Below are 22130 nucleotides of genomic sequence, written 5' to 3'. Positions count from 1 at the left end.
CCGCGCCGGAGTGTCCCGGCGCGGCCCGTCCGGTCAGGCGGCGCGGATCAGCGGACGCCCTGCGCCGCAAGCTCCTTCAGCGCCGGCACATCCTCCTGCAGGACAAGGCCCTGCCCGGTGTCGACATCGGTGGGCGACAGATCGACGGCATGGGCGAGGTAGGCCTGCATGACCGGGATGAAGCCCTGCATGTAAGGCTGCTGGTCGACCTGAACCTGGATGTAGCCGGCCTCCATCTGCTGGAGCACCTCGGACACGATGTCGAAGCCGCCCATCAGCACCTGGCCCGGCGGGATGTTGCGGTCGGCGAGCACCTGCGCCACGTAGGCGTGCCAGAGACCCGTGTCGAAATAGGCGGTGGTCTCGGGGTTGGCGAGGAGGTAGGCGCCCACGCGTTCGGCCACCACCGCGCCATCCGTGCCGGTGTCGAGCCGCGTGACGTTCACCTCCCGGTCGGGGTTTGCGGCGGCGTATTCCTCCATAAAGTTCATCACGCCCATGCCGCGCTGTTCCGACCAGTTCTGTCCGGGGGCGGAGATACCGACGACCACGTTGATCGGGCCTTCCTCGGGGAAGAACTCGCTCATTTTCTGGCCCAGCGAATAGCCCGCCGGGATGAAGCCCTGGCCGACGAAGGCGGCGCGCGCATTGCCTGCGGCCCCTTCGGTGTCGTCCACGTTGGCGGCGATGACCGTGACGCCCTGGTCGACGGCCTGCTGGATGATCTGGTCGAAGGCCGTGTTGTCCACGATGGACGTGATCAACGCGTCAGGGCTACCGGCGAGCGCGGTGATCATGTTCGCCGCCTGCTGGTCGATCGCGCCCTCGGTCTGGGTGAAGATCATCTGGCAATTCGCCTCGATCTTCTCGCAGGCGTCGTCGAAACCTTTCTGGACGGCCTGCCAGAACGGGTTGGATGCGCTGGAATGGTGGGTGAACACGATGTTCATCGGCCCGTCCTGGGCCATGGCGGCGGTGGACATCAGGGCGGCCATGGCGGCCGCGTAGGTCAGGCATTTCATGGGTCTCTCCTCCATTGGGTTCGGTCGTCGTCAGATGTCCGCTTCTTCTGTGACCCGACGCTGTGCGGAAAACTGGCGGTCGAGTTCTGGGTGCAGCTCCAGGCCGAGGCCGGGGCCGGGCGGGACCGTGATCTCTCCTCCTGTCACCTCCGGCAGGGCGGTGACGAGATCGCGGTACCAGGTGCGCAGGAAGGCGCGGACGCTTTCCTGCACAAGGGCGTTCGGCGCGTTCAGCGACAGATGCGTCGAGGCGGTCAGCACGACCGGCCCGGTGCAGTCGTGGGGCGCCACGGGCAGGTGCCAGGCCTCGGCCATCGCGGCGATCTTGCGCGCCTCGCTGATGCCGCCGCACCAGCTCAGATCGAGCATCACGACGCCCGCCGCCCCGGTCTCCAGAAGGTCGCGGAAGGCCCAGCGCGTCGCCAGCGTCTCCGAGGCGCAGATCGGCGCGGGGGAGGCGTCGGCATAGCGCTTGAGGCTGGCGAGACTGTCCATTCGGATCGGGTCCTCGTGCCAGTAGGTGCCGTAGGGCTCCAGAGCCTTGGCGATGCGCATGGCGGGCAGGAGCTGCCAGAGCGAATGGAACTCGACCATGATGTCGATGCGGTCGCCGACCGCGCGGCGGATCTTCTCGAAGGGCTCCAGCGCGGTCTTCAGGTCCTCGGAGGAGATGTGCTGCCCGCGCGTCTTCTCGGCGGGGATGTCGAAGGGCCAGATCTTGAGCGCGGTGATCCCCTCCTCCAGCAGCGACTGAGCCAGCTCGTCGGCATGGTGCAGAAAGCCGTTCAGATCATCATGGCTGTCGCCGCCCTTGCCCCAGTTCGACACGACCTGTCCCGTGGCGCTCTTGATGTAGTCGCTGCTGGCGCAGGTGTTGTAGGTGCGGATCGAGCGGCGGGTGAACCCACCCAGAAGCTGGGCGATGGGCTGGCCCGTCGCCTTGCCGAAGAGATCCCAGAGCGCGATGTCGAAGGCCGAGTTGCCCCGCATCTCCGCCCCTGCCGAGCGCATGCCGAGGTATCCCGCTAGGTCCGCTGCCAGCCCGTCGATTTCAAGCGGGTCGCGGCCGATGACGCGGGGGGCGATCCAGTCGTGGACATGGGCCTCCACCGCGCCCGCGCCGAAGAATGTCTCCCCGAGGCCGGTCAGCCCCTCGTCGGTATGGACCTCCACCCAGATCAGGTTCGGGCGTTCGGCGATGCGGATGGTCTCGATCCCGGTGATCTTCATCACGCGAGTCCCGCATCGAGCAGCGCCCGCGTGCTCTCGTCGAAATGGAGCGCCATGAGCCGCGCGGCCTCCACCGGGTCGCCCGCCTCGATGGCCTCCGCCATGGCGAGGTGGGTGTCGAGCATGGTCTGCCGCGCGTCCTCCGAGACGCGGGACCGCCAGCCGATGGCCCAGGTCTGGCGGGTGATCCCCTCGAAGGCGCCCACGATCAGGGCGAAGACCGGGTTGCGCGACGCCCGCGCGATGGCCGCATGAAAGGCGAGATCGTGCTCCATGATCCGGGGCGGGTCCGCTTCGGCGCCCCGCATGGCCCGCGCGTGACCGAGGATCGCCTCCGCCTCCTCGTCGGTCCGCCTCAGGGCGGCCAGTGCAACGATCCGGCCCTCGATGGTCCGCCGCACGTCGTAGATCTGCTGGACGTTGATCTGCTCCGTGTTCAGGCCGTGCTCCAGCAGCAGCGACAGTGGCCCGTGGTCGATCTGCGCCACCGTCGCCCGGCGTCCGGTATTGAGCTCGATGATCCGCATGGCGGCCAGCGACCGCAGCGCCTCCCGCACGACGGGGCGGGAGACAGAGAGTTCCTTCGAGAGCGCCGCCTCGCTGGGCAGGCGATCGCCGGGCATCAGGTCCTTGTGCCGGATATGGCGAGTGACTGCACCGATCACGTCGTTGACGCGCCCCGGTTTCGGTGTGCCGGGTATCATGTCATTCGCCAGTCTTTCGGTCACAGTTCGCGGCATCCTGTCTGACAGGTTCTTGCAGGCCGTACGAAAGCACCGCTTGGCCCGGTCTGTCAAAAGGATTCCGTGACGCGATGCTAAGGCCGATCGGGCTCAGCTACCGTCCACGCGCGCGCTCAGCCGATCGACGACCGCCCGCGTCAGGCTGACAGCCTTGGGGAGCGGGGCGGTCTGCGGGTCGCGTTCCAATGCCGTGTCCAGCGTGTAGAGGTCGGCGCGCTCCATTTCCGGTAGCTCGTCCCAGGTCACGGGCACCGCCACCGGCGCGCCGGGGCGCGCGCGCAACGACCAGGGCGCGATGGCAGTCGAGCCGCGCTCGTTGCGCAGCCAGTCGATGAAGATGCGGCCCTTGCGTTTCGCCTTCGACATGGTGGCGACGTAGCGGTCCGGCTCGTCACGCGCGCAGAGCTGCGCGAAGGTCCGGCTGAAAAGGGTCATCGTCTCCCAGCCCGCCGTACGGCGAAGGGGCACGACGACATGAACTCCCTTGCCCCCGGTCAGAAGCGGCGCGGACGACAGGCCCAGGTCCTCGAGCCGGTCCCGCAGGTCGAAGGCCGCCGCGCGGACATCGGCGAAATCCAGCCCCTCGTCCGGGTCGAGGTCGAAGACCATGCGGTCGGGCCGGTCGAGCCGGTCCCGGCGCGCGCCCCAGATGTGAAATTCAAGGGTCCCCATCTGCGCCGCACCCACCAGCCCCCCGGCATCGCTCACATATATGTAGTCGCGCGTGCTGCCATCCTTCTCGCGGATCGGCACGGTCCCGATGGCCTTCGGAAACCCTTTGCCCGCGTGCTTCTGGAAGAACCTCTCGCCCTCCAGCCCCTCGGGCAGTCGCACGAGCGACAGTGGCCGGTCGGCGGCCTGGGCCAGCAGGCGGTCGGCCGCCCGGGCGTAGTACTCCGCCACGTCCAACTTGGTGAACTCCGCCTTGGGAAAGACCCGCCGGTCGGCGGAACTGATCGCGACCCCCGCGACCCGCGGTCTGCCGGTCGCGGCGGCACTCAGAGACCGGGCGGGCGTCTCTCGCGTGACCTCATCGGCGGGCTTGTCCTCGCGGAGACCAAGGAAGCTCGGGTGTCGCAGCCGTCCGTCCTCGGTCATCTCGCCATAACGCACCTCCGCAACCAGACGCGGCGCGACCCATTCCATGCCGCGCGCCTCTGCTTGCGGCACCTCGGCGGGCGGTGTCTTGCGGGCGAGGGGGCGAAGCCGCGCGGCGATCTCTTCCATCGTATCGGTGTCCCAGCCGGTGCCGACCTGCCCGACATAGGTCAGCCTGCCCGCCTCCTGCACGCCCAGCGCCAGCGAGGCGAAAGGGCGGCCGCGCTTGTCCGACTTCTGCCAGCCGAGGATCACGAACTCGGCCCGCCTGACGCACTTGACCTTTTCCCAGGCCCGGCCCCGCCCGCCCCGATAGGGGGCATCCCGCCGTTTGGAAATCAGCCCCTCGCCGCCATTCTCGCAGACCGCGCGAAAGGCCCGTCCGGCATCGCCCTCGATGACCGGGGAGGTCTGGATCGGCCCCAGCGGAGGCGCATCCCTGAGCAGCTTTTCCAGCGCCGCGCGCCGCTCGGTCAGGGGCCAGCTCGTCAGGCTCTCGCCGTCGAGTTGCAGCAGGTCGAAGGCCTGGAAGGTGAACGGCCCGCCCAGCTTGATCGCCTTCTGCAATCGCCCGAAACCATAGAGCCCCGCGCCCACCACGATCTCCCCGTCGATCAGCGCGGTATCGCAGGGCAGGTCGAAGAACGGTCCGGCAAGTTGCGCGAACTTCTCCGTCCAGTCGTGACCGTTCCTCGTGTAGAGGCGCAGCCCCTGCCGCCCGAGGCCGGCAAGGGCACGATAGCCGTCGAATTTCAACTCGTGCCAACGGCTCTCGGGGTCGCCGAGGTTCTCCGTCAGTGTCGCAAGCTGCGGCTGCCGCCAGCGCGGCGTCGCGCCCGTGCGCTCGGGCTGGGGGCGATCGGGCCTGTCCTGCGCGATCTCCTCCATGCTGCGCCTTGTGGCAACGCTGGTCACATGCCGCGCCACCGGGTCGGGCTGGTGCGCCGCCTCGTCTTCCTCCTTGATCAGGAGCCAGTTCTCGCGTTTGCCCTCGCGCTTCATCCGCACGAGGCTCCAGCCGCCGGTCATCCGCTCGCCGTGCAGGGCAAACTTCAGGTGCCCCTTCTTCAGCCCCTCGGCGACATCCCCGCGCGGCTGCCAGTGGCCGAGGTCCCAGAGCATCACCGTCCCCGCGCCGTAATTGCCCGCAGGGATGATCCCCTCGAAGGTCAGGTAGTCCAGCGGATGATCCTCCGTCTGCACCGCCAGGCGCTTGTCGCCGGGGTCGAGCGATGGGCCCTTCGTGACCGCCCAGCTCAGAAGCACGCCGTCCCATTCCAGCCGCAGGTCCCAGTGCAGACGCCGCGCGTCGTGGTTCTGCATCGAATAGCGCAGGGCGAGTCCGGGCTGCGGCGCGCCTCCGGCCGGTTCGGGCGTCCGCTCGAAATCGCGCTTCTCAATATAGGTCTCCAGCCGGGACACGGGTCAGGCCGACTTCTTGCGGGGCGCGGCCTTCTTTTTCGGCGGTTGCTTTCCGCCGCCCTTGTCGGCCTTGAGGCTGTCCTTCAGCGCCGCCATCAGATCCACCACGTTCTCGCCGCCGCCGGTGCCGGTATCGTCTCCGGCCTTGGCCCGGGGGGTCTTGCGGTTCTTGCGCTTGGCCTCGATCAGATCCTTCAGCGCATCCTCATAGCGGTCGTGGAAGGCCGAGGCGTCGAAGGCCGAGGTCTTGCGGTCGATGAGCTCCGTCGCTACCGACAGCAGATCCTTGTCCGCCGTCGCATCCGCGATTCCCGAAAACAGCGGGTCCGCCTTCTTCAGCTCCTCGGCATAGTGCAGCGTTTCCAACAGCAACCCGTCACCGCAGGGCCGGATTGCGCAGAGATATTCCTTGCCGCGCATGGTGAGCTGACCGAGGCCGGTCTTCTCGCTCTCCCTGAGCGCATCGCGCACCACGCGGTACGCGTCCTCGGCCAGATCGTCGCTGGGGACGATGTAGTAGGGCCGGTCGAAATAGATCGGGGGGATGTCGCAGGCGCCGACGAACTGCACCAGCTCCAGGGTCTTCTTCGTCTCCAGCCGGATCGCGTCGATCTCCTCGGGCTCCAGCAGCAGATACTCGCCGTCACCGGTCTCGTATCCCTTCAGGATCTCGTCGGAGGGGACGGGGCCGACGCCCGGAACGGTCTTCTCGTAGCGCACCCGCTGGCCGGACGGGCCATGGATCTGCCGGAAGGAGACCTTCGCGTTGGATCGCGTCGCGCTGTGCAGCTCGACCGGGATCGACACGAGGGACAGGCGAAGCTGCCCCTTCCAGACCGCGCGTGACGCCATGGTCGCACCTCCTGCGTCCGCAACGCGCTGCCGTGACGAAGGTTTCACGGGCCGCAGGCGCCCCGCGGATCGGGCAGGCCGTGACCCGGCCTGCCCTTGCGGCGTCAGTTCATCAGCGCCGCATCAGTGATGACATGGGTCCAGGCGGCGTCGCCCGGGTCCACGCTGATGACCGGGTCGGAGCCACCCGCGAGCAGCGTGTCGACCGTCCGCTGGAAGTCCGCCGGATCGAGCGCGCCGTTGGACCCTGCCGTCAGTTTCGCCACCTCGCCCATCATCCGCACCTGGTGCTGCTCGGTCTGGGCGCCGGTCTCGTCGTACTCGAGCACGATCATCGCCGCCTCTTCCGGGTTCTCCTCGGCCCATTTCCAGCCTTCCATGGAGGCCGCGACGAAGCGGGTCATCTTGTCGACGAAGGCCGGGTCCTCGAGGTTCTCCTCGAGGACGTAGAGCCCGTCCTCCAGTGTGGCGACGCCCTGCTCCTCGTACCGGAAGTTCACCAGCTCCTCGGGCGTCACGCCCGCATCAATGACCTGCCAGTACTCGTTGTAGGTCATGGTCGAGATGCAATCCGCCTGCCGTTGCAGCAGCGGATCGACGTTGAAGCCCTGCCGAAGAACCTCCACCGATCCCTCGGCGGCGCCATCCGTGGCCATCCCGAGCTGTGACATCCAGCTGAGGAAGGGGTATTCGTTGCCGAAGAACCAGACGCCGAGCGTGCGATTGTCCAGATCGTCGGGGCTCTCGATCCCCACGTCGCCCCAGCAGGTCAGTTGCATGCCGGAGGATTTGAACGGCTGTGCGATATTCACCAGCGGCAGGCCCCGCTCCCGCGCGGCGAGGGCGGCGGGCATCCACTCCACGACCACGTCCGCGCCGCCGCCGGCGATGACCTGAGTGGGCGCGATGTCCGGCCCGCCGGGCAGGATCGTAACGTCGAGGCCGGCCTCCTCGTAGTAGCCGTTCTCGAGGGCCACATAATAGCCCGCGAACTGGGCCTGCGTGACCCATTTCAGCTGCAGCGTGACGTCGTCTTGGGCGGCGGCCGTTCCGGCCGCGCCCAGGGCCGCGAGGGCGCCGAGTGCAATATACTTCATGTTCTGCCTTTCCCTGTTGTCCTGTAGTGCCTGCTCCGGCCTCACTTCCGGTTGGTCGGGTGCCAGAATGTCACCCGCTTCTCGATGAATGCCACGAGGCCGTAGAACACGGTCCCCGCGAGAGCGGCGACAGCTATCTCGGCCCAGACGAGGTCGATGGACAAGCTGCCGACGCTGATGCTGATGCGAAAGCCCATCCCGCGCGTGGGAGAGCCGAAATATTCGGCAACGATGGCGCCGATCAGGGCAAGCGTCGTGGCGATCTTCAGTCCGTTGAACACGAAGGGCATCGCCGCCGGCAGCCTCAGCTTCCACAGCGTCTGACGGTAGCTGGCCGCATAGGTCCGCATCAGGTCGCGCTGCATCGCATCCGCCTCGCGCAGGCCCTGCACCGTGTTCACCAGCACCGGGAAGAACACCATGACCACGACGACCGCCGCCTTCGACTGCCAGTCGAAGCCGAACCAGCTGACGAGGATCGGCGCGATGCCGATGATCGGCAGCGCGGCGACGAAATTGCCGACCGGCAGAAGGCCCCGCGTCAGGAAGGCGGACCGGTCGATGGCGATGGCGCAGAGCACCGCGACCGCGCAGCCGATCGCATATCCGCGCAGCGCGCCCTTCAGGACCGTCTGCTGGAAGTCGACCCACAGGATCTCCGTGGACGCAAGGAACGTCTCCCAGACCACCGAGGGCGCGGGCAGGATCACGGGCAGCACCTCGAAATGCCGCACCAGCCCCTCCCAGAGCACGATCAGCGCGGCGCCGAACAGGAGCGGCACGACGATCCGCACGCCGAGCGAGTCGCGCCCCGGCGCATTGGCCAGCTTCACGTTCACTCCCCAGGCCGCCAGCCAGAACAGGAGCGCGAAGAACAGCGGCGCGGTCATCGGGCCGCCTCCGCGAGGCCCATGCGCCTCAGGGTGACCCGCTGGGCGAGGTCGAGGAACGTGACGAGCACGCCCGCAAGGATCGCCGCCATGAAGAGCGCCGCCCAGATCGCCAGCGGCGTGCCGAACTGGTCGCCGATCAGGATGCGCGCCCCGAGGCCGCGGATCGCCCCGGTGGGCAGCTCGCCCACGATGGTGCCCACCAGCGCCGCCGCGATCCCCACCTTGAGCGAGGCGAAAAGGTACGGCACCGAGGCCGGCAGGCGGAGTTTCCAGAAGCCCTGCGACGGCGTGGCGCTGTAGGTCCGCAAGAGGTCGAGCTGCGCAGCCGCGGGCGATCTCAGCCCCGAGACCATGCCGACGAGCACCGGGAAGAAGCATAGATAGGCCGAGATGATCGCCTTCGGAACGCCCCGCTCCTCGATGCCGAGCTGGCTTGCCAGCACGATGATCATGGGCGCCAGCGCCACGATCGGGATGGTCTGGCTGATGATCGCCCAAGGCATCAGCGACAGATTCAGCGTGCGCGAGTAGACAATGCCGATGGCTCCCGCGATGCCCAGCGACGTGCCCAGCAGAAAGCCCCAGAAGGTCGACTGCAGCGTGATCCAGGCGTGAAAGAGCAGCGACCGCCGCGACATCGCCCGCCCGTCGAGCGCCATGGCGCCGGTCGTGTCCCAGAACTCCGTCGCCACCTGTCCCGGCGTCGGAAGGCGCGGGCGCTCCTGCGCATAGGACAGCGGCACGAGGTCAGGGTTCCGCGCCATCAGCGCCCAGACCGACACCTCCTGCCGCTCCCGCGCGCCTTCGGGCACTACCGCCGCGCCCGACCGTTCCGCGCCATCGAGGGCGATGCGGATGTTCATGGGCGCCACGGCCAGCCACCAGATCCCGAGGATCGCGGCCAGCACGACGAGGACCGGCAGGGCCTTTCTCACGGCGGTCCTGCCTTTTCTGGCCGGAAGTATCCCGCGGGAGAAATGCGAAAGCCCCGGGCTTTCGACGGCAGGGATCGGAACCCCTCCCGACTGTTCGCAGTATATTCGGCCACCTCACTCATAGGCATGGCCCGCCCTCAGTCCTTCCCGGACCCGGTGCGCAAGGGCCAGGAACTCGGGCGTGTCGCGGATATCGAGTGGACGTTCCTTCGGCAGGGGGCTGTCGATCACGTCGGTGATCCGCCCGGGGCGCGGGCTCATCACCACGATCTTCGTGGACAGATATACTGCCTCCGGGATCGAATGGGTCACGAAGCACACCGTCTTGCCGGTACGCGCCCAGAGCGACAGCAGTTCCTCGTTCAGCCGGTCGCGCACGATCTCGTCGAGCGCGCCGAACGGCTCGTCCATCAGGAGGATGTCCGCGTCGAACGCCAGCGCCCGCGCGATGGAGGCGCGCTGCTGCATCCCCCCGGATAGCTGCCAGGGAAACTTCTTCTCGAACCCCGTCAGCTCCACCATCTCGAGCACCCGCGCGACCCGGGAGTCCTGCTCGTCCTTCGGAAATCCCATGATCTCCAGCGGCAGTGCCACGTTCCGCCCGATGGTGCGCCAGGGGTAAAGCCCCGCCGCCTGGAAGACATAGCCATAGGCCCGCGCCCTCCGCGCGGCATCGGGCGTCATCCCGTTGACAGAGAGCGTTCCGCCCGTCGGCTGCTCCAGCGCCGCGATGCAGCGCAGGAAGGTGGTCTTGCCGCAGCCCGACGGCCCGATGAAGGAGACGAATTCGCCTCCAGCGATCGCCAGAGACACGTCCGACAGCGCATGGACCGGACCGTCCGCCGTCTGGAACGTCAGGTTCAGCCCCTCTGCGGCGATCACCGGCGCCCCCATGGAGCCCGCAGGGGTCGGCATGTCTCCCGTCATTGCGCCAGAAGCCTTTCCACGGTCCGCCAGATCAGTCCCGCCACTGCGCCCGAAAACACGGTCACCGCCAGGATGACCGCATCGAAGGGCGGACCTTCGGACCCCGACAGCATCGACATCGCCCCAAGTCCGAGCAGCCCCGTCCCGGCCCCCATGCCGACGGCCGAGGATCGGCTGAACGGTCCCGCCGCCTCGACCAGCAGACGGCACAGCAGCGCAGGTATCAGGAAGACCAAATACGCCCTCGGCGTCCCCTGCACGATCACCCCGAGGATCAGTCCCGCCGGCGGAGGAAAGCCGCCGTCGAACGAGATCGCGAGCGAGGCCGCGAGCCCGACGGCGATGGGCATCGCGGTCAGGAACCCGACGAACGCCCGGAGCCAGAATGCCGGCGCCGAGATCGCCGCGGTCACCCGGGCGCCCCGGCCCGCCCCTGCGCTGCCGCTGCCGGTCATCGGGGCCGCCTCGCCTGGTCCGCCGCCGTCACACGCCGCTCGCCGGGATGCCGCTGCGCTGCACAGGGCGCGGGGCGGTGAGCTCTTTCCAGGTCGACAGCGCCCTGTTCACAGAGGTCAGCGGCGGCCGCGGCACGAACTTGCCGTGTCCCTCCTCGGTGCGCATCTCGCCGTCATGGACCGCCACCATGCCGCGGGTCAGGGTGAAGCGCGGCAGGCCCTTGACCTTTTTGCCCTCGAAGACGTTGTAGTCGATCGCGGACACCTGCGAAGCCGCGGTGATGGTCTTGGTCTTCTCCGGGTCCCAGACCACGATATCGGCATCCGAGCCCACGCGGATCGCGCCCTTCTTCGGATAGCAGTTCAGCACCTTGGCGATGTTGGTCGACGTGACGGCGACGAATTCCTCTGGCGTCAGCCGCCCGGTGCCCACGCCATGGGTCCAGAGCATCGGCATCCGGTCCTCGAGCCCACCGGTGCCGTTGGGGATCTTCGTGAAATCGCCCACGCCATGGCGCTTCTGCTCGGTGGTGAAGGCGCAATGATCCGTGGCCACCACCGACAGCGATCCCGACATCAGCCCGTGCCACAGGCTCTCCTGGTGCTTCTGGTCGCGGAAGGGTGGGGACATAACGCGCCGCGCGGCGTGGTCCCAGTCCTTGCTCATGTATTCGCTGTCGTCGAGCGTCAGGTGCTGGATCAGCGGCTCGCCCCAGACCCGCTTGCCCTGCTGGCGCGCGCGCCGAATCGCCTCGTGGGCCTCCTCGCAGGAGACGTGGACGATGTAGAGCGGCACGCCCGCCATGTCGGCGATCATGATGGCGCGGTTCGCAGCCTCGCCCTCCACCGCCGGGGGCCGGGAATAGGCATGGGCCTCGGGGCCGGTATTGCCCTCGGCCAGCAGCCTTTGCTGAAGGTCGGCCACGACATCGCCGTTCTCGGCATGGACCATGGCGATGCCGCCCAGCTCTCCGACGCGCTGGAAGGACGCGAACATCTCGTCGTCCTGCACCATCAGCGCGCCCTTGTAGGCCATGAAGTGCTTGAAGGTCGTGATGCCGCGGTCGACCACCTCCTTCATCTCGTCGAAGACCTGCTCTCCCCACCAGGTGACCGCCATGTGGAAGGAATAGTCGCAGGCGGCGCGGGTCGACTTGTTGTCCCACATCCGGATCGCGTCGAGCAGACCCTGACCGGGCGAGGGCAGGGCGAAATCCACCACCATCGTCGTCCCGCCCGAGAGCGCGGCACGGGTGCCGCTGTCGAAATCGTCCGAGGAATAGGTTCCCATGAAGGGCATCTCGAGATGCGTATGGGGGTCGATCCCGCCGGGCATGACGTAGCAGCCCGTGGCGTCCAGCTCCTCGTCGCCGGTGAGGCCCTCGCCGATGGCGGTGATCAGGCCATTCTCGATCAGCACGTCGGCCTTCCAGCTGTGGTCGGCGGTGACGACGGTGCCGTTCCGGATCACGGTGCTGCTCATGGTTGTCTCCCTCGTTCTGCGCAGGTCCTTCGGACCGGCGCGGTCAGTCCCAGTCCCGCGCTTCGCAGCGGTCGATCAGCAGGTCCTTGTTCAGCCCCACCGACGCGAGTTCCCGAGCCGCGATGATTTCGCACGTCCGGTCGGCGTGGTTCACCGACAAGCTGTAGATGTCGTCCATCCCGGTCGGCCAGATCCGGGTACCCGTCTCTGTCCAGACGGCGGCGTTGTCGCGTGTGGCGGACACGATCAGTCCGTCGCGCACCTCCAGCGCGTCCACGGCGATGCCCGAGATTTCGCCGACGGGCACGAAAATGCCGCTGCCGGTCGTGGTCCAGACCGACCATGTGATGTTGACCATCCCCGACATCACCGGAATGAACAGTTCCGCGATCCCGTCGTCGGTGACATCCCGCAGTTCCGGCGCTGTCATCACGTATTCGACGCGGATCGGGTCGCTCTCGGCGCGGGTCGAGAAATCGAATCCGAATTGCGTGAACCGCAGGTTCCAGACCGCCGGTTCGCCGGTTTCCTCGTACAAGAAGTACAGCAGGTCGGTATCGAAAGGCAGGAAGCAGGTGACGCCGCCTGCTTCGCCCGGGGCGATATCGTCACACCAGGGATCGCCCTCGGCGTCCGAGGTCTCCGCAACCGCCGGCGCGGCAAGAACCCAAAGAGCGAGCGTCAGGGCATGGCGCATCCGGGACCTCCGATCAGCCGACACAGTCGAGCAGGACATCGGCGCCGTCCAGTTCGTAGTAGTAGCAGCCCGCGAGGTCGGCATTCCCGGTCCGGACGAAGACATCCGACGGCGTGATGCCATCGGGCAGGCGCTCCGCCACGCCCAGCGGCAGCGGCAGGTCGGCCGGTGCACGAAATGGGCCGCCCGGGTCAGGGCCGAAACCGCAGGCCGACAGGAAGCAGAGGCTGCCCGTCAACCGGGTCCACACGCCTTTCGATCCGGTCGGACCCGTTCCAGATGGACGCAAGCCGGCCTCCGCGAATGCCGTGCCGCTCCCTGACTTCGGCTGCCATGGCAGGGGCCTTCTTGCCCGGGACGAAGGCAGGCAATCCCGTGTCACCCCGCAGGCTCCGCAACAGAGCGTCCCGACCCGCGGGGTCCTGAGGAGCGGAGGGACATCACGCCACGATCTCCGCCGTCTCGACCACCGCGTGAAAGAGCACGTCCGCGCCCTTCTTGGCCCAGTCGGGCGTGATTTCCTCCGCCTCGTTGTGCGACAGCCCGTCCACGCAGGGACACATGATCATCGCCGTGGGCGCCACGCGGTTGATCCAGCAGGCGTCGTGCCCCGCGCCCGAGATGATCGGCATGTGGCTGTAGCCCAGCCGTTCCGCCGCGTTCCGCACTGCCGCCACGCAACCCTCGTCGAACGTCACTGGATCGAACCCGCCCACCTTCTCGAAAGTGACCTCGAGCCCCATGCGCTCACAGATCTCCTGCGCCGCGGTGCGGACCTCCGCCTCCATCTCCTCGATTTGCGCCAGATCGGGGGAGCGCAGATCGACGGTAAACACCGCCTTTCCGGGGATCACGTTGCGGCTGTTCGGGTAGACCTCGATATGGCCCGCGGCGCCCAGCGCATGGGGCTGGCGTGCCCAGGCGATGGCGTCGACCTTTTCCAGGATGCGCGCCATGGCAAGGCCCGCGTTCCGGCGCATCGGCATCGGGGTCGATCCGGTATGGCTCTCCTTGCCGGTCACGGTGATCTGGGTCCAGCTCAGGCCCTGCCCGTGGGTGACGACGCCGATGTCCTTGCCCTTGGCCTCGAGGATCGGGCCCTGCTCGATGTGCAGTTCGAAGAAGGCGTGCATCTTCCGCGCGCCCACCTGCTCCTCGCCTTTCCAGCCGATCCGTTCCAGTTCCGCGCCAAAGGTCTTTCCCTCGGCATCGGTGCGCGCATAGGCCCAGTCCTGGTCATGGATGCCCGCAAAGACGCCCGAGGCCAGCATCGGCGGAGCGAACCGCGTGCCCTCCTCGTTGGAGAAGTTCGTCACCACGATGGGATGCTTCGTGCGGATGTTCAGATCGTTCAGCGTGCGGATCACCTCGAGCCCGCCCAGCACGCCCAGAACCCCGTCGTATTTCCCGCCCGTGGGCTGGGTGTCGAGATGCGAGCCCACGTAGACCGGCAACGCCTCCGGGTCCGTGCCCTCGCGGCGGGCGAACATGTTGCCCATCTGGTCGAGGCCCATGGTCAGGCCCGCGGCCTCGCACCAACTCTGGAACAGTTCGCGGCCCTCGCCATCGGCATCGGTGACCGTCTGGCGGTTGTTGCCCCCCGCGACGCCGGGGCCGATCTTCGCCATCTCCATGATGCTGTCCCAGAGTCGCGCGCCGTCGATGGTAAGGTTGGCGGCGGGAGGGGACATGGGCAGGCTCCGGAGAAACAGGTCGGGTTCGGTTTGACCATATGGTAAAACGAACGCTACCACCCCGATGGGGTCAGTCAAGCGGCCTGCCCGCGCAGGCGGCATCTGCCGAAAGGACAGGCATGAACGGTCAGACACTCGGCAGTCGGAAAACGCGCCGGTCGGTGTCGTCCAGTCGAATCCAGAAAAGGAACCGGGAAGCGATCCTCGCCGCCGCCCTCGGCGTGTTTGCAGAAGCGGGTTACAGCGGCGCCACGCTGGACCGCATCGCGCGGGCCGCCGGCCTGTCGAAACCCAACCTGCTCTACTATTTCCGCTCGAAGGACGCGATCTACACCGCGCTGCTTCAGGGTCTGCTCGACACCTGGCTCGACCCGCTCAGGATGCTCGACCCCGAGGGCGACCCGGTGGCGGAAATTCTCGGCTACGTCCGGCGCAAGCTCGACCTCGCGCGGGACTATCCTCTGGAAAGCCGGCTCTTCGCCTACGAGATCATGCAGGGCGCGCCGCGCATCCGGGCGGTGCTGGAGCAGGATCTGCGCAGTCTGGTGGAGGAGCGCGCCGGAATCATCCGGGGCTGGATCGACAGGGGCCGCATCGCGCCGGTCGATCCCGTGCACCTGATCTTCTCGGTCTGGGCGCTGACCCAGCATTACGCGGATTTCGACGTTCAGGTCCGCGCCGTGCTCGGCGAGACGGATCCCTTCCCCGGTGCCGAGGCGCATCTGAGGACCGTGTTTGAGCGGATCCTCGCGACCTGACGTCGCCTTGCAGGGCGCGAGGTTGACTGCGGCGGCTGACACCTGAATCTGTCCGGCATCATGAACATGACTTCTGCCACCTCCGAAATCGCCCGTCAGGCCGAGCTCCGCGCCTACGGCATTCTCGACACCGCACCGGAGACGGACTTCGACGAGATCGCGGCGCTGGTGGCGCAACTGCTCGAGGCGCCGGTGGCCCTCGTCAGCTTCGTCGAACCGGACCGGCAGTGGTTCAAGGCGCATGTCGGGGTGGAGGAACGGGAAACGCCGATCGAGATGTCGATCTGCGCCCAGACGATTCGCCAGGGCGACCTCTACGAAATAGAGGACCTGCACACCGATCCGCGGACCCGAGGACATGGCCTCGTCACCGCCCGCCCGGACCTTCGGTTCTATGCTGGTGCGCCGCTTGTCAGCCCGTCCGGCGTCGCCATCGGCTCTCTCTGCGTGCTCGATACCCGCCCGCGCCGGCTGACGCCCACGCAGCGCCAGACCCTTCTCGTCATGGCCCGCCAGGTGGTGCGCCAGCTCGACGCGCGCCGCGCCCAGCGGCTGGCCGAGACCCAGCGCAGCGAGGCGGATCACCGTGTGAAGAACTCGCTGCAGTCTGTCGCCTCCTATGCGCGGCTCCTGAGGCTCCGGTCGCGGTCCGAGGAAACGAAACGTGCGCTGACCCGGGTCGAGGGCCGTATCCAGACGGTGGCCGCGCTCCATGCCGAGCTTTACCGGTCCGACGCGGACGACACGGTGGATATCGGCCGCTACCTGCTGAACGTGGGCGATCTGCTTCGTGCAGGCTGCCCGCCTAACATCCGTCTCGCCGTGACCGCGGAGACGGCGATGGTGCCCACCGCCATCGCCACCGGCTGCGCCGGCATTCTAAACGAGGTCGTGGCCAACGCGATCAAGCACGCGTTTCCGGACGGACGGCAGGGCGCGATCCAGGTCTCCGGGCTCGCGGTCGACGGCAGCTATGTGCTCGACTGCGGCGACGACGGCGTGGGCATCCCGGGCGATGCTCCGGCGGGGCTGGGCCTGACGATCATCGACACGACGGCGCAGCAGATCGGTGGCACCGTCGAGACAAGGGCGACAGGCGGCGGCCATGCGCTCAGGGTCACCGTGCCGCTCTCGCCTGCCATCGTCGCCGTCCCGGCGGTCTGACCGGCCGCCTTTCAGCCCGGTAACTTTCACGACAAGCAGATGGACGGTCCCGAAAAGCTGCGTCATCTGTGGGCAGACCTGCCGCATGGGGACCCGATGCTGGACGCCGCCGCCCGCAAGCTGATCGACCCACCGCTGAATGCGCTGGGCCGCCGCATCGCCGGCTTCGGCGTGTCGGCGAACGCGGTCACTCTCGCGGGATTTGCGCTGGGTCTCGGCGCCGCAGCGGCGATCTGGGCCGGGGCGATGGGGCTGGCGCTGGTCCTCTTGCTAGCCTCGCGGCTCGCGGACGGTCTCGACGGCGCCATTGCCCGCGCGACGCGCAAGACGGATTTCGGCGGCTATCTCGACATCACCGCGGATTTCGCCTTCTACGGCGCGGTCCCTCTTGCCTTCGTCCTGCTGGACCCTGCGGCCAACGGCGTCGCGGGCGCGGTGCTCCTGGCCAGCTTCTATGTCAACGGCACCAGCTTTCTGGGATATGCGATTCTTGCGGAGAAACGCGGCATGGAGACCACCGCCCAGGGATCGAAGAGCCTCTATTTCTCGAACGGGTTGCTCGAGGGCACGGAGACGATCCTCTTCTTTGTCCTGATCTGTCTGATGCCCGGGTTCTTCGCACCGCTCGCCTGGGTCTTCGCGGTGCTCTGTCTTGTCACCGCCGCGTCGCGGGTCCTTGCCGCGCGACAGGTATTTTCCAACTGAAAGGGCCGTCCATGCGTCTTGCCATTCTCGCCTCTCTCCTGCCCGTCGCGGCATACGCCCAGCCGGACCCCGCCGACTGGGACGCGGTTCTCGATGAGGCGCGGGGGCAGACAGTCTACTGGCACGCTTGGGGCGGCTCGACGACGACGAACGATTTCATCGCCTGGGCCGGTGAGCGGATCGACGAGGAGTACGGGGTGACCCTCGAACATGTGAAGCTGACGGACACGGCCGACGCCGTGACCCGCGTCCTGACCGAGCGGCAGGCCGGCGAGGACGAGGACGGTGCGGTGGACCTCATCTGGATCAACGGCGCCAACTTCGCCTCGATGAAGGAGGAAGGCCTGCTCTTCGGCCCCTTCGCCTTCGACCTGCCGAACTGGCAGTATGTCGACGTGAACGGCAAGACCGTGACCACCGACTTCACCGTCCCGACCGAGGGCTATGAGGCGCCCTGGGCCATGGCGCAGGTGGTCTTCATGCACGACACGGCCGATCTGGCAGAGCCGCTGGGCTCGATGGAGGCCATTCTCGACTGGGCGACGTCGAATCCCGGCCGCTTCACCTATCCGCAGCCGCCCGATTTCCTCGGGACGACCTTCCTGAAACAGGCGCTGATCGACCTGTCGGAGGATCCCTCGGTGCTGGCGGTCCCGGTGATGGAAAGCGACTACGACGCCGTCACCGCCCCGCTCTGGGCCTTTCTCGACGAGCTGACCCCTCACCTCTGGCGCGAGGGGCGGGCCTATCCGCAGACCGGGCCACGGCAACTCCAGCTGATGAACGACGACGAGATCGACCTCGCGATCTCCTTCTCTCCGGGCGAGGCCTCGACCGCCATCGCCAATTTCGAACTGCCCGAGACCGTGCGGACCTTCGTGCTGGACAAGGGCACCATCGGCAACGCCAGCTTCGTGGCGATCCCCTACAACTCGGGCTCCAAGGCGGGCGCGATGGTGCTCGCCAACTTCCTGATGTCGCCCGAGGCGCAGCTCCGGGCGCAGGACCCCGAGATCCTGGGCTACGGCACGGTCCTCGACATGGCCGCGCTCTCCGAGGAGGATCGCAGCGCCTTCGACAGCCTCGCCCTCGGGATCGCGACCCTGTCGCCCGCCGAACTGGGGCAGGTGCAGGACGAGCCGCATCCCTCCTGGGCGACCGCTCTCGCCGACGACTGGCAGGAGCGCTACGGGACCCGCTGACGTGCACCGCAGCGTCTGGGGCATCTTGCCGGGGGCGCTGCCGCTCCTGACCCTCATGGTCATGCTCGGCCCGGTGCTGCTGGGTCTCTGGTGGACCCTCGCGCCCGCTCTGGGTCTCCTGTCTGAGGGGCTGTCCCTCGGTCCCCTCAGGGCTGCCCTCGCCTGGCCTGGCCTGCGCGAGGCGAGCCTGCTCTCGGTCACCACCGGCATCGGCTCCACGGTGATCGCGCTGGCGATCACGGCCCTGATCCTTGCGGGATGGAGCGGCACGCGCGCCTTCGCCGTGCTGCAGAGGCTGCTTTCGCCCCTCCTCGCGCTGCCCCATGCGGCCGCGGCCTTCGGCCTCGCGTTCCTCATCGCGCCCTCGGGCTGGATCGCCCGCAGCCTATCGCCGGGGGTGACCGGCTGGGACAGGCCGCCGGACCTGCTGATCCTGCAGGACCCATGGGGGCTGACGCTGATTGCCGGTCTGGTGACGAAAGAGGTGCCGTTCCTGCTGCTGATGGCCCTTGCCGCCCTGCCGCAGACCGCTCCGGGCCGAAGCCGCAACGTCGCCACCGCGCTGGGATACGGGCGGGTCACGGGGTTTCTCAAGACGGTCTTTCCAAGGCTTTACGTCCAGATCCGCCTGCCGGTCTACGTCACCCTCGCCTACGCCATGTCTACGGTGGACGTGGCGATCATCCTCGGGCCGAACACGCCGCCCACCCTGTCGGTGCAGATCGTGCGCTGGATGTCCGACCCCGACATCGGCACCCGGGACCTGGCGGCGGTGGCGGCGCTCCTGCAACTGGCGCTGGTGATCGCGGCGATCCTCGCGTGGCGGCTCGCGGAACGGGGCGTGGCCTTCCTCGGTCGCCGCTGGATCGAGAGCGGGCGGCGCGGGTCCGCCGAGGGCGCCGGGCGGGTGGCGGGCTATGCCCTCGGCGCCCTGAGCGCGCTGGCCCTCGTTGCGGGGATCGCCGGACTGGCGGTCTGGTCCGTCGCGGGGCTCTGGAGCTTTCCCTCCGCACTGCCCGACGGTCTCACTTGGCGCAGCTGGCAGCGCCACGGCCCGCCGGGGCTCGAGGCGATGGGCACGACGCTGGCCATCGCCGCCATCGCCACGGCGGTGGCCCTCGTCCTTGCCATCGGCTGTCTCGAGACCGAGGAGCGCCGCGGCGTGCGTCCGTCCCGGGCGATGTGGCTGCTCTACCTGCCGCTTCTCGTGCCGCAGACGGCGTTTCTGCCGGGGGTGCAGATCGGCCTTCTGTCGGCCGGGCTCGACACGGGGTTCGGCCCGGTTGTCGTGGCGCATCTGGTCTTCGTGCTGCCCTACGTGTTCCTGTCGCTCGCGGGGCCCTACAGGGCCTGGGATGCGCGCTACAGCACCGTCGCCGCAACTCTTGGCGCTGCTTCGGGGCGGGTACTCTGGCGGGTGCGGCTCCCGATGCTGACCCGCGCCTGCCTGACCGCCGTCGCGGTGGGCATGGCCGTTTCCGTGGGCCAGTACCTGCCCACGCTTCTCGCCGGGGGCGGGCGGGTCGCCACCCTGACGACCGAGGCGGTGGCGCTGGCCTCCGGCGGAGACCGCCGTGCGATCGGGGTCTGGGCGATCCTGCAGACCGGGGCCGCCTTTCTGCCCTTCGCCCTTGCGCTCGGCCTTCCCGCGCTGCTCTTCCGGAACCGCAGGGGGATGCAGGATGGATAGGTCCCTGAACCTGATAGCCGTCACCATACGCCGCGCCGGCGCGACGCTGCTGTCGGTGGATTGCGAAATCGCCCCCGGCGAGGTTCTGAGTGTCATGGGTCCGTCCGGATCGGGCAAGTCGACGCTGCTGTCCTTCGTGACAGGCACGCTCGCCCCCGCCTTCGACGTGGACGGCAGCGTTCTGCTGCACGGCGAGGACATCACCCGTCTTCCGGCCCACTGCCGCCGCATCGGCCTACTATTCCAGGATGCCCTGCTCTTTCCCCACATGTCCGTGGGCCAGAACCTCGCCTTCGGTCTCGCGCCCGGTCCCGAACGCCGCCGCGATCGGCGCGCCCGGATCGAGGCTGCGCTGGCCGAGGTGGGGCTCGAAGGCTTCGCCGAACGCGACCCCGCCACGCTCTCAGGCGGCCAGCGCGCGCGGGTCGCCCTGATGCGGATGCTCCTGTCGGAGCCCTGTGCGCTCCTCCTCGACGAGCCGTTCTCCGGCCTCGACGCCGAGCGCCGGAACCAGATCCGCCGCCTCGTCTTCGACCGTGCGCGGGCGCGGTCCCTGCCGGTCCTCATGGTGACCCACGACGCAGAGGATGCCGCGGCCGCCGGGGGCAGGGTGCTCCGCATCGGCGGCGAGGACTGTGGCTGAGGGCCGTTCACAGACTGCCTGAATTTTACCGTTTGATAAAATTTCGGATCGTGTCAGGCTCTTTCGAAACGAGGACAGGGAGCCCGGAACCATGACCAGCCCGTTCACGCCCGGGATCGCCGCGGGACGTCTTTCGGCCGAGGAGGTGGCGCGCAACTTCGCCGATCTTCACGGCCCCTACGACGCGCACGAAGCCGCAGTGGCCGCGGATCGCTGCTATTTCTGCCACGATGCGCCCTGCATCACGGCCTGTCCCACGGAGATCGACATCCCGCTCTTCATCCGGCAGATCAGCACCGGACAGCCCGAGGCCGCGGCCCGGACGATCTTCGAGCAGAACATCCTCGGCGGCATGTGCGCCCGCGTCTGCCCGACCGAACAGCTCTGCGAGGAGGCCTGCGTGCGCGAGGCCGCCGAGGGCAAGCCGGTGGAGATCGGCCGCCTCCAGCGCCACGCGACCGACAGCCTGATGGCGCGGCAGGGCCATCCCTTCGACCGCGCGCCCGAGACCGGTAAGCGGGTCGCCGTGGTGGGCGCGGGGCCCGCGGGCCTTGCCTGCGCGCACCGGCTGGCGATGCACGGCCATTCCGTGACCCTCTACGAGGCGCGGGAAAAACCGGGCGGGCTCAACGAATACGGCATAGCCGCCTACAAGACCGTCGGCGGCTATGCCGAACGCGAGGTGGCCTGGCTCCTCGGCATCGGCGGCATCACCCTCGAGACCGGCACGGCGCTCGGCCGCGAACTGTCGCTGGAGAGCCTGCGCGCGGAGTTCGACGCGGTGTTCCTCGGTGTCGGTCTCGGCGGCGTGAATGCCCTGATGGCCGAGGGCGCCGACAAGGACGGGGTGGAGGACGCAGTGGCCTTTATCGCCGACCTGCGTCAGTCCGTGGATCTGACCACTTTGCCCGTGGGCCGCAATGTCGTGGTGATCGGCGGCGGCATGACGGCGGTGGATGCCGCCGTGCAGTCGAAGCTTCTGGGGGCGGAGTCCGTGACCATCGCCTACCGCCGCAGCCGCGAGAAGATGGGCGCGTCACGCTACGAACAGGACCTCGCCGCCTCCAAGGGCGTGCGCATCCTCGCCAATGTCATGCCCGTCGCCGTCCACGGCACGGGCGCCGCGGCGGAGATCGAGCTGGAATACACTGCCGAGACCGAAAACGGCCTCACAGGCACCGGCGAACGCCTGCGCCTGCCCGCCGACCAGGTGTTCCGCGCCATCGGCCAGACCCTGACGCCCGTGGACGGGCTGGAGATGGACGGGCGCAAGCTGCGCGTCTCGGGCACCGGCCGCACATCCGTGCCCGGAGTCTGGGCCGGGGGCGATTGCACGCCGGGAGAGGACCTGACGGTGGTCGCCGTGGCCGAGGGGCGCGACGCCGCCGAAGACATCCACGCACAGCTGATGGGCTGAGCG

21 protein-coding genes are annotated in these 22130 nt (G+C 68.2%); 7 read left to right on the top strand and 14 right to left on the bottom strand.

Translation table 11 applies throughout. The features are described from left to right. Window positions 1–47 precede the first annotated feature (47 nt). From EAT49_RS06310 to EAT49_RS06245, 14 genes are all read right to left on the bottom strand, one after another. Window positions 48–1022, bottom strand: a complete 975-nt coding sequence (locus tag EAT49_RS06310) for a sugar ABC transporter substrate-binding protein (RefSeq protein WP_123641458.1) — start codon at window positions 1020–1022, stop codon at window positions 48–50. Between the two features lie 30 nt (window positions 1023–1052). Continuing rightward, window positions 1053–2252 (bottom strand): mandelate racemase/muconate lactonizing enzyme family protein, encoded by a 1200-nt coding sequence (locus tag EAT49_RS06305; RefSeq protein ID WP_123641457.1) that lies wholly within the window; start codon window positions 2250–2252, stop codon window positions 1053–1055. Continuing rightward, complete coding sequence (locus tag EAT49_RS06300; protein WP_123641456.1) at window positions 2252–2956, bottom strand: FadR/GntR family transcriptional regulator; 705 nt, start codon at window positions 2954–2956, stop codon at window positions 2252–2254. Before EAT49_RS06300 ends, EAT49_RS06305 begins: the two co-directional genes overlap by 1 nt. Before the next feature lie 129 nt (window positions 2957–3085). Further along, on the bottom strand, window positions 3086–5515 hold the full coding sequence (gene ligD, locus EAT49_RS06295; RefSeq protein ID WP_123641455.1) for a DNA ligase D: 2430 nt from the start codon (window positions 5513–5515) through the stop codon (window positions 3086–3088). 3 nt (window positions 5516–5518) lie between these two features. Further along, on the bottom strand, window positions 5519–6367 hold the full coding sequence (gene ku / locus EAT49_RS06290) for a non-homologous end joining protein Ku (protein WP_123641454.1): 849 nt from the start codon (window positions 6365–6367) through the stop codon (window positions 5519–5521). A gap of 104 nt (window positions 6368–6471) precedes the next feature. Beyond that, window positions 6472–7464 (bottom strand): ABC transporter substrate-binding protein, encoded by a 993-nt coding sequence (locus EAT49_RS06285; protein WP_123641453.1) that lies wholly within the window; start codon window positions 7462–7464, stop codon window positions 6472–6474. Between the two features lie 41 nt (window positions 7465–7505). Continuing rightward, window positions 7506–8354, bottom strand: coding sequence for an ABC transporter permease (locus tag EAT49_RS06280; RefSeq protein WP_123641452.1), 849 nt, complete (start codon window positions 8352–8354; stop codon window positions 7506–7508). Next, window positions 8351–9292 (bottom strand): ABC transporter permease, encoded by a 942-nt coding sequence (locus EAT49_RS06275; RefSeq protein ID WP_123641451.1) that lies wholly within the window; start codon window positions 9290–9292, stop codon window positions 8351–8353. The genes EAT49_RS06280 and EAT49_RS06275 overlap by 4 nt, the downstream gene beginning before the upstream one ends. 114 nt (window positions 9293–9406) lie before the next feature. After that, window positions 9407–10186, bottom strand: coding sequence for an ABC transporter ATP-binding protein (locus EAT49_RS06270; protein WP_123641814.1), 780 nt, complete (start codon window positions 10184–10186; stop codon window positions 9407–9409). 29 nt (window positions 10187–10215) lie between these two features. Beyond that, a complete protein-coding gene (locus tag EAT49_RS06265; protein ID WP_123641450.1) occupies window positions 10216–10674 on the bottom strand; it encodes a hypothetical protein in 459 nt (152 codons plus the stop codon). 28 nt (window positions 10675–10702) lie between these two features. Beyond that, window positions 10703–12157 carry a dihydropyrimidinase gene (gene hydA / locus EAT49_RS06260; protein ID WP_123641449.1) on the bottom strand — a complete coding sequence of 485 codons (1455 nt, stop codon included), beginning with the start codon at window positions 12155–12157 and terminating at the stop codon, window positions 10703–10705. 43 nt (window positions 12158–12200) lie between these two features. Next, complete coding sequence (locus tag EAT49_RS06255) at window positions 12201–12854, bottom strand: hypothetical protein (protein ID WP_123641448.1); 654 nt, start codon at window positions 12852–12854, stop codon at window positions 12201–12203. A 13-nt stretch (window positions 12855–12867) separates the two neighbouring features. After that, window positions 12868–13104: a hypothetical protein gene (locus EAT49_RS06250; RefSeq protein ID WP_123641447.1), complete on the bottom strand. Its 237-nt coding sequence runs from the start codon at window positions 13102–13104 to the stop codon at window positions 12868–12870. Window positions 13105–13294: 190 nt separating this feature from the next. Further along, window positions 13295–14545, bottom strand: a complete 1251-nt coding sequence (locus EAT49_RS06245) for a Zn-dependent hydrolase (RefSeq protein WP_123641446.1) — start codon at window positions 14543–14545, stop codon at window positions 13295–13297. 122 nt (window positions 14546–14667) lie between these two features. On the opposite strand from EAT49_RS06245, the gene EAT49_RS06240 reads away from it, so the two are divergent. The 7 genes from EAT49_RS06240 to EAT49_RS06210 all read left to right on the top strand — a co-directional run bounded on the left by EAT49_RS06240 (window position 14668) and on the right by EAT49_RS06210 (window position 22127). Further along, window positions 14668–15306, top strand: a complete 639-nt coding sequence (locus tag EAT49_RS06240; protein ID WP_123641445.1) for a TetR family transcriptional regulator C-terminal domain-containing protein — start codon at window positions 14668–14670, stop codon at window positions 15304–15306. Window positions 15307–15372: 66 nt separating this feature from the next. After that, window positions 15373–16470 (top strand): sensor histidine kinase, encoded by a 1098-nt coding sequence (locus EAT49_RS06235; protein WP_185020675.1) that lies wholly within the window; start codon window positions 15373–15375, stop codon window positions 16468–16470. A 96-nt stretch (window positions 16471–16566) separates the two neighbouring features. Next, window positions 16567–17175 carry a CDP-alcohol phosphatidyltransferase family protein gene (locus EAT49_RS06230; RefSeq protein WP_123641813.1) on the top strand — a complete coding sequence of 203 codons (609 nt, stop codon included), beginning with the start codon at window positions 16567–16569 and terminating at the stop codon, window positions 17173–17175. Window positions 17176–17186: 11 nt separating this feature from the next. Next, window positions 17187–18377: an ABC transporter substrate-binding protein gene (locus EAT49_RS06225; RefSeq protein WP_123641443.1), complete on the top strand. Its 1191-nt coding sequence runs from the start codon at window positions 17187–17189 to the stop codon at window positions 18375–18377. Between the two features lie 55 nt (window positions 18378–18432). Next, window positions 18433–20067, top strand: coding sequence for an ABC transporter permease (locus EAT49_RS06220; RefSeq protein WP_123641812.1), 1635 nt, complete (start codon window positions 18433–18435; stop codon window positions 20065–20067). Then, the gene (locus tag EAT49_RS06215; RefSeq protein ID WP_123641442.1) at window positions 20060–20710 is read left to right on the top strand and encodes an ATP-binding cassette domain-containing protein; all 651 of its coding nucleotides are present in this window, start codon (window positions 20060–20062) and stop codon (window positions 20708–20710) included. Before EAT49_RS06220 ends, EAT49_RS06215 begins: the two co-directional genes overlap by 8 nt. A gap of 91 nt (window positions 20711–20801) precedes the next feature. Continuing rightward, on the top strand, window positions 20802–22127 hold the full coding sequence (locus EAT49_RS06210; RefSeq protein WP_123641441.1) for an NAD(P)-dependent oxidoreductase: 1326 nt from the start codon (window positions 20802–20804) through the stop codon (window positions 22125–22127). The last annotated feature ends 3 nt before the right edge of the window (window positions 22128–22130 follow it).

It is taken from the genome of Histidinibacterium lentulum, from assembly GCF_003789055.1.
Lineage (GTDB): Bacteria > Pseudomonadota > Alphaproteobacteria > Rhodobacterales > Rhodobacteraceae > Oceanicola > Oceanicola lentulus.
Note: the sequence above shows the minus strand (reverse complement) of the source record. Positions and strands in the feature narration are given on the sequence as shown.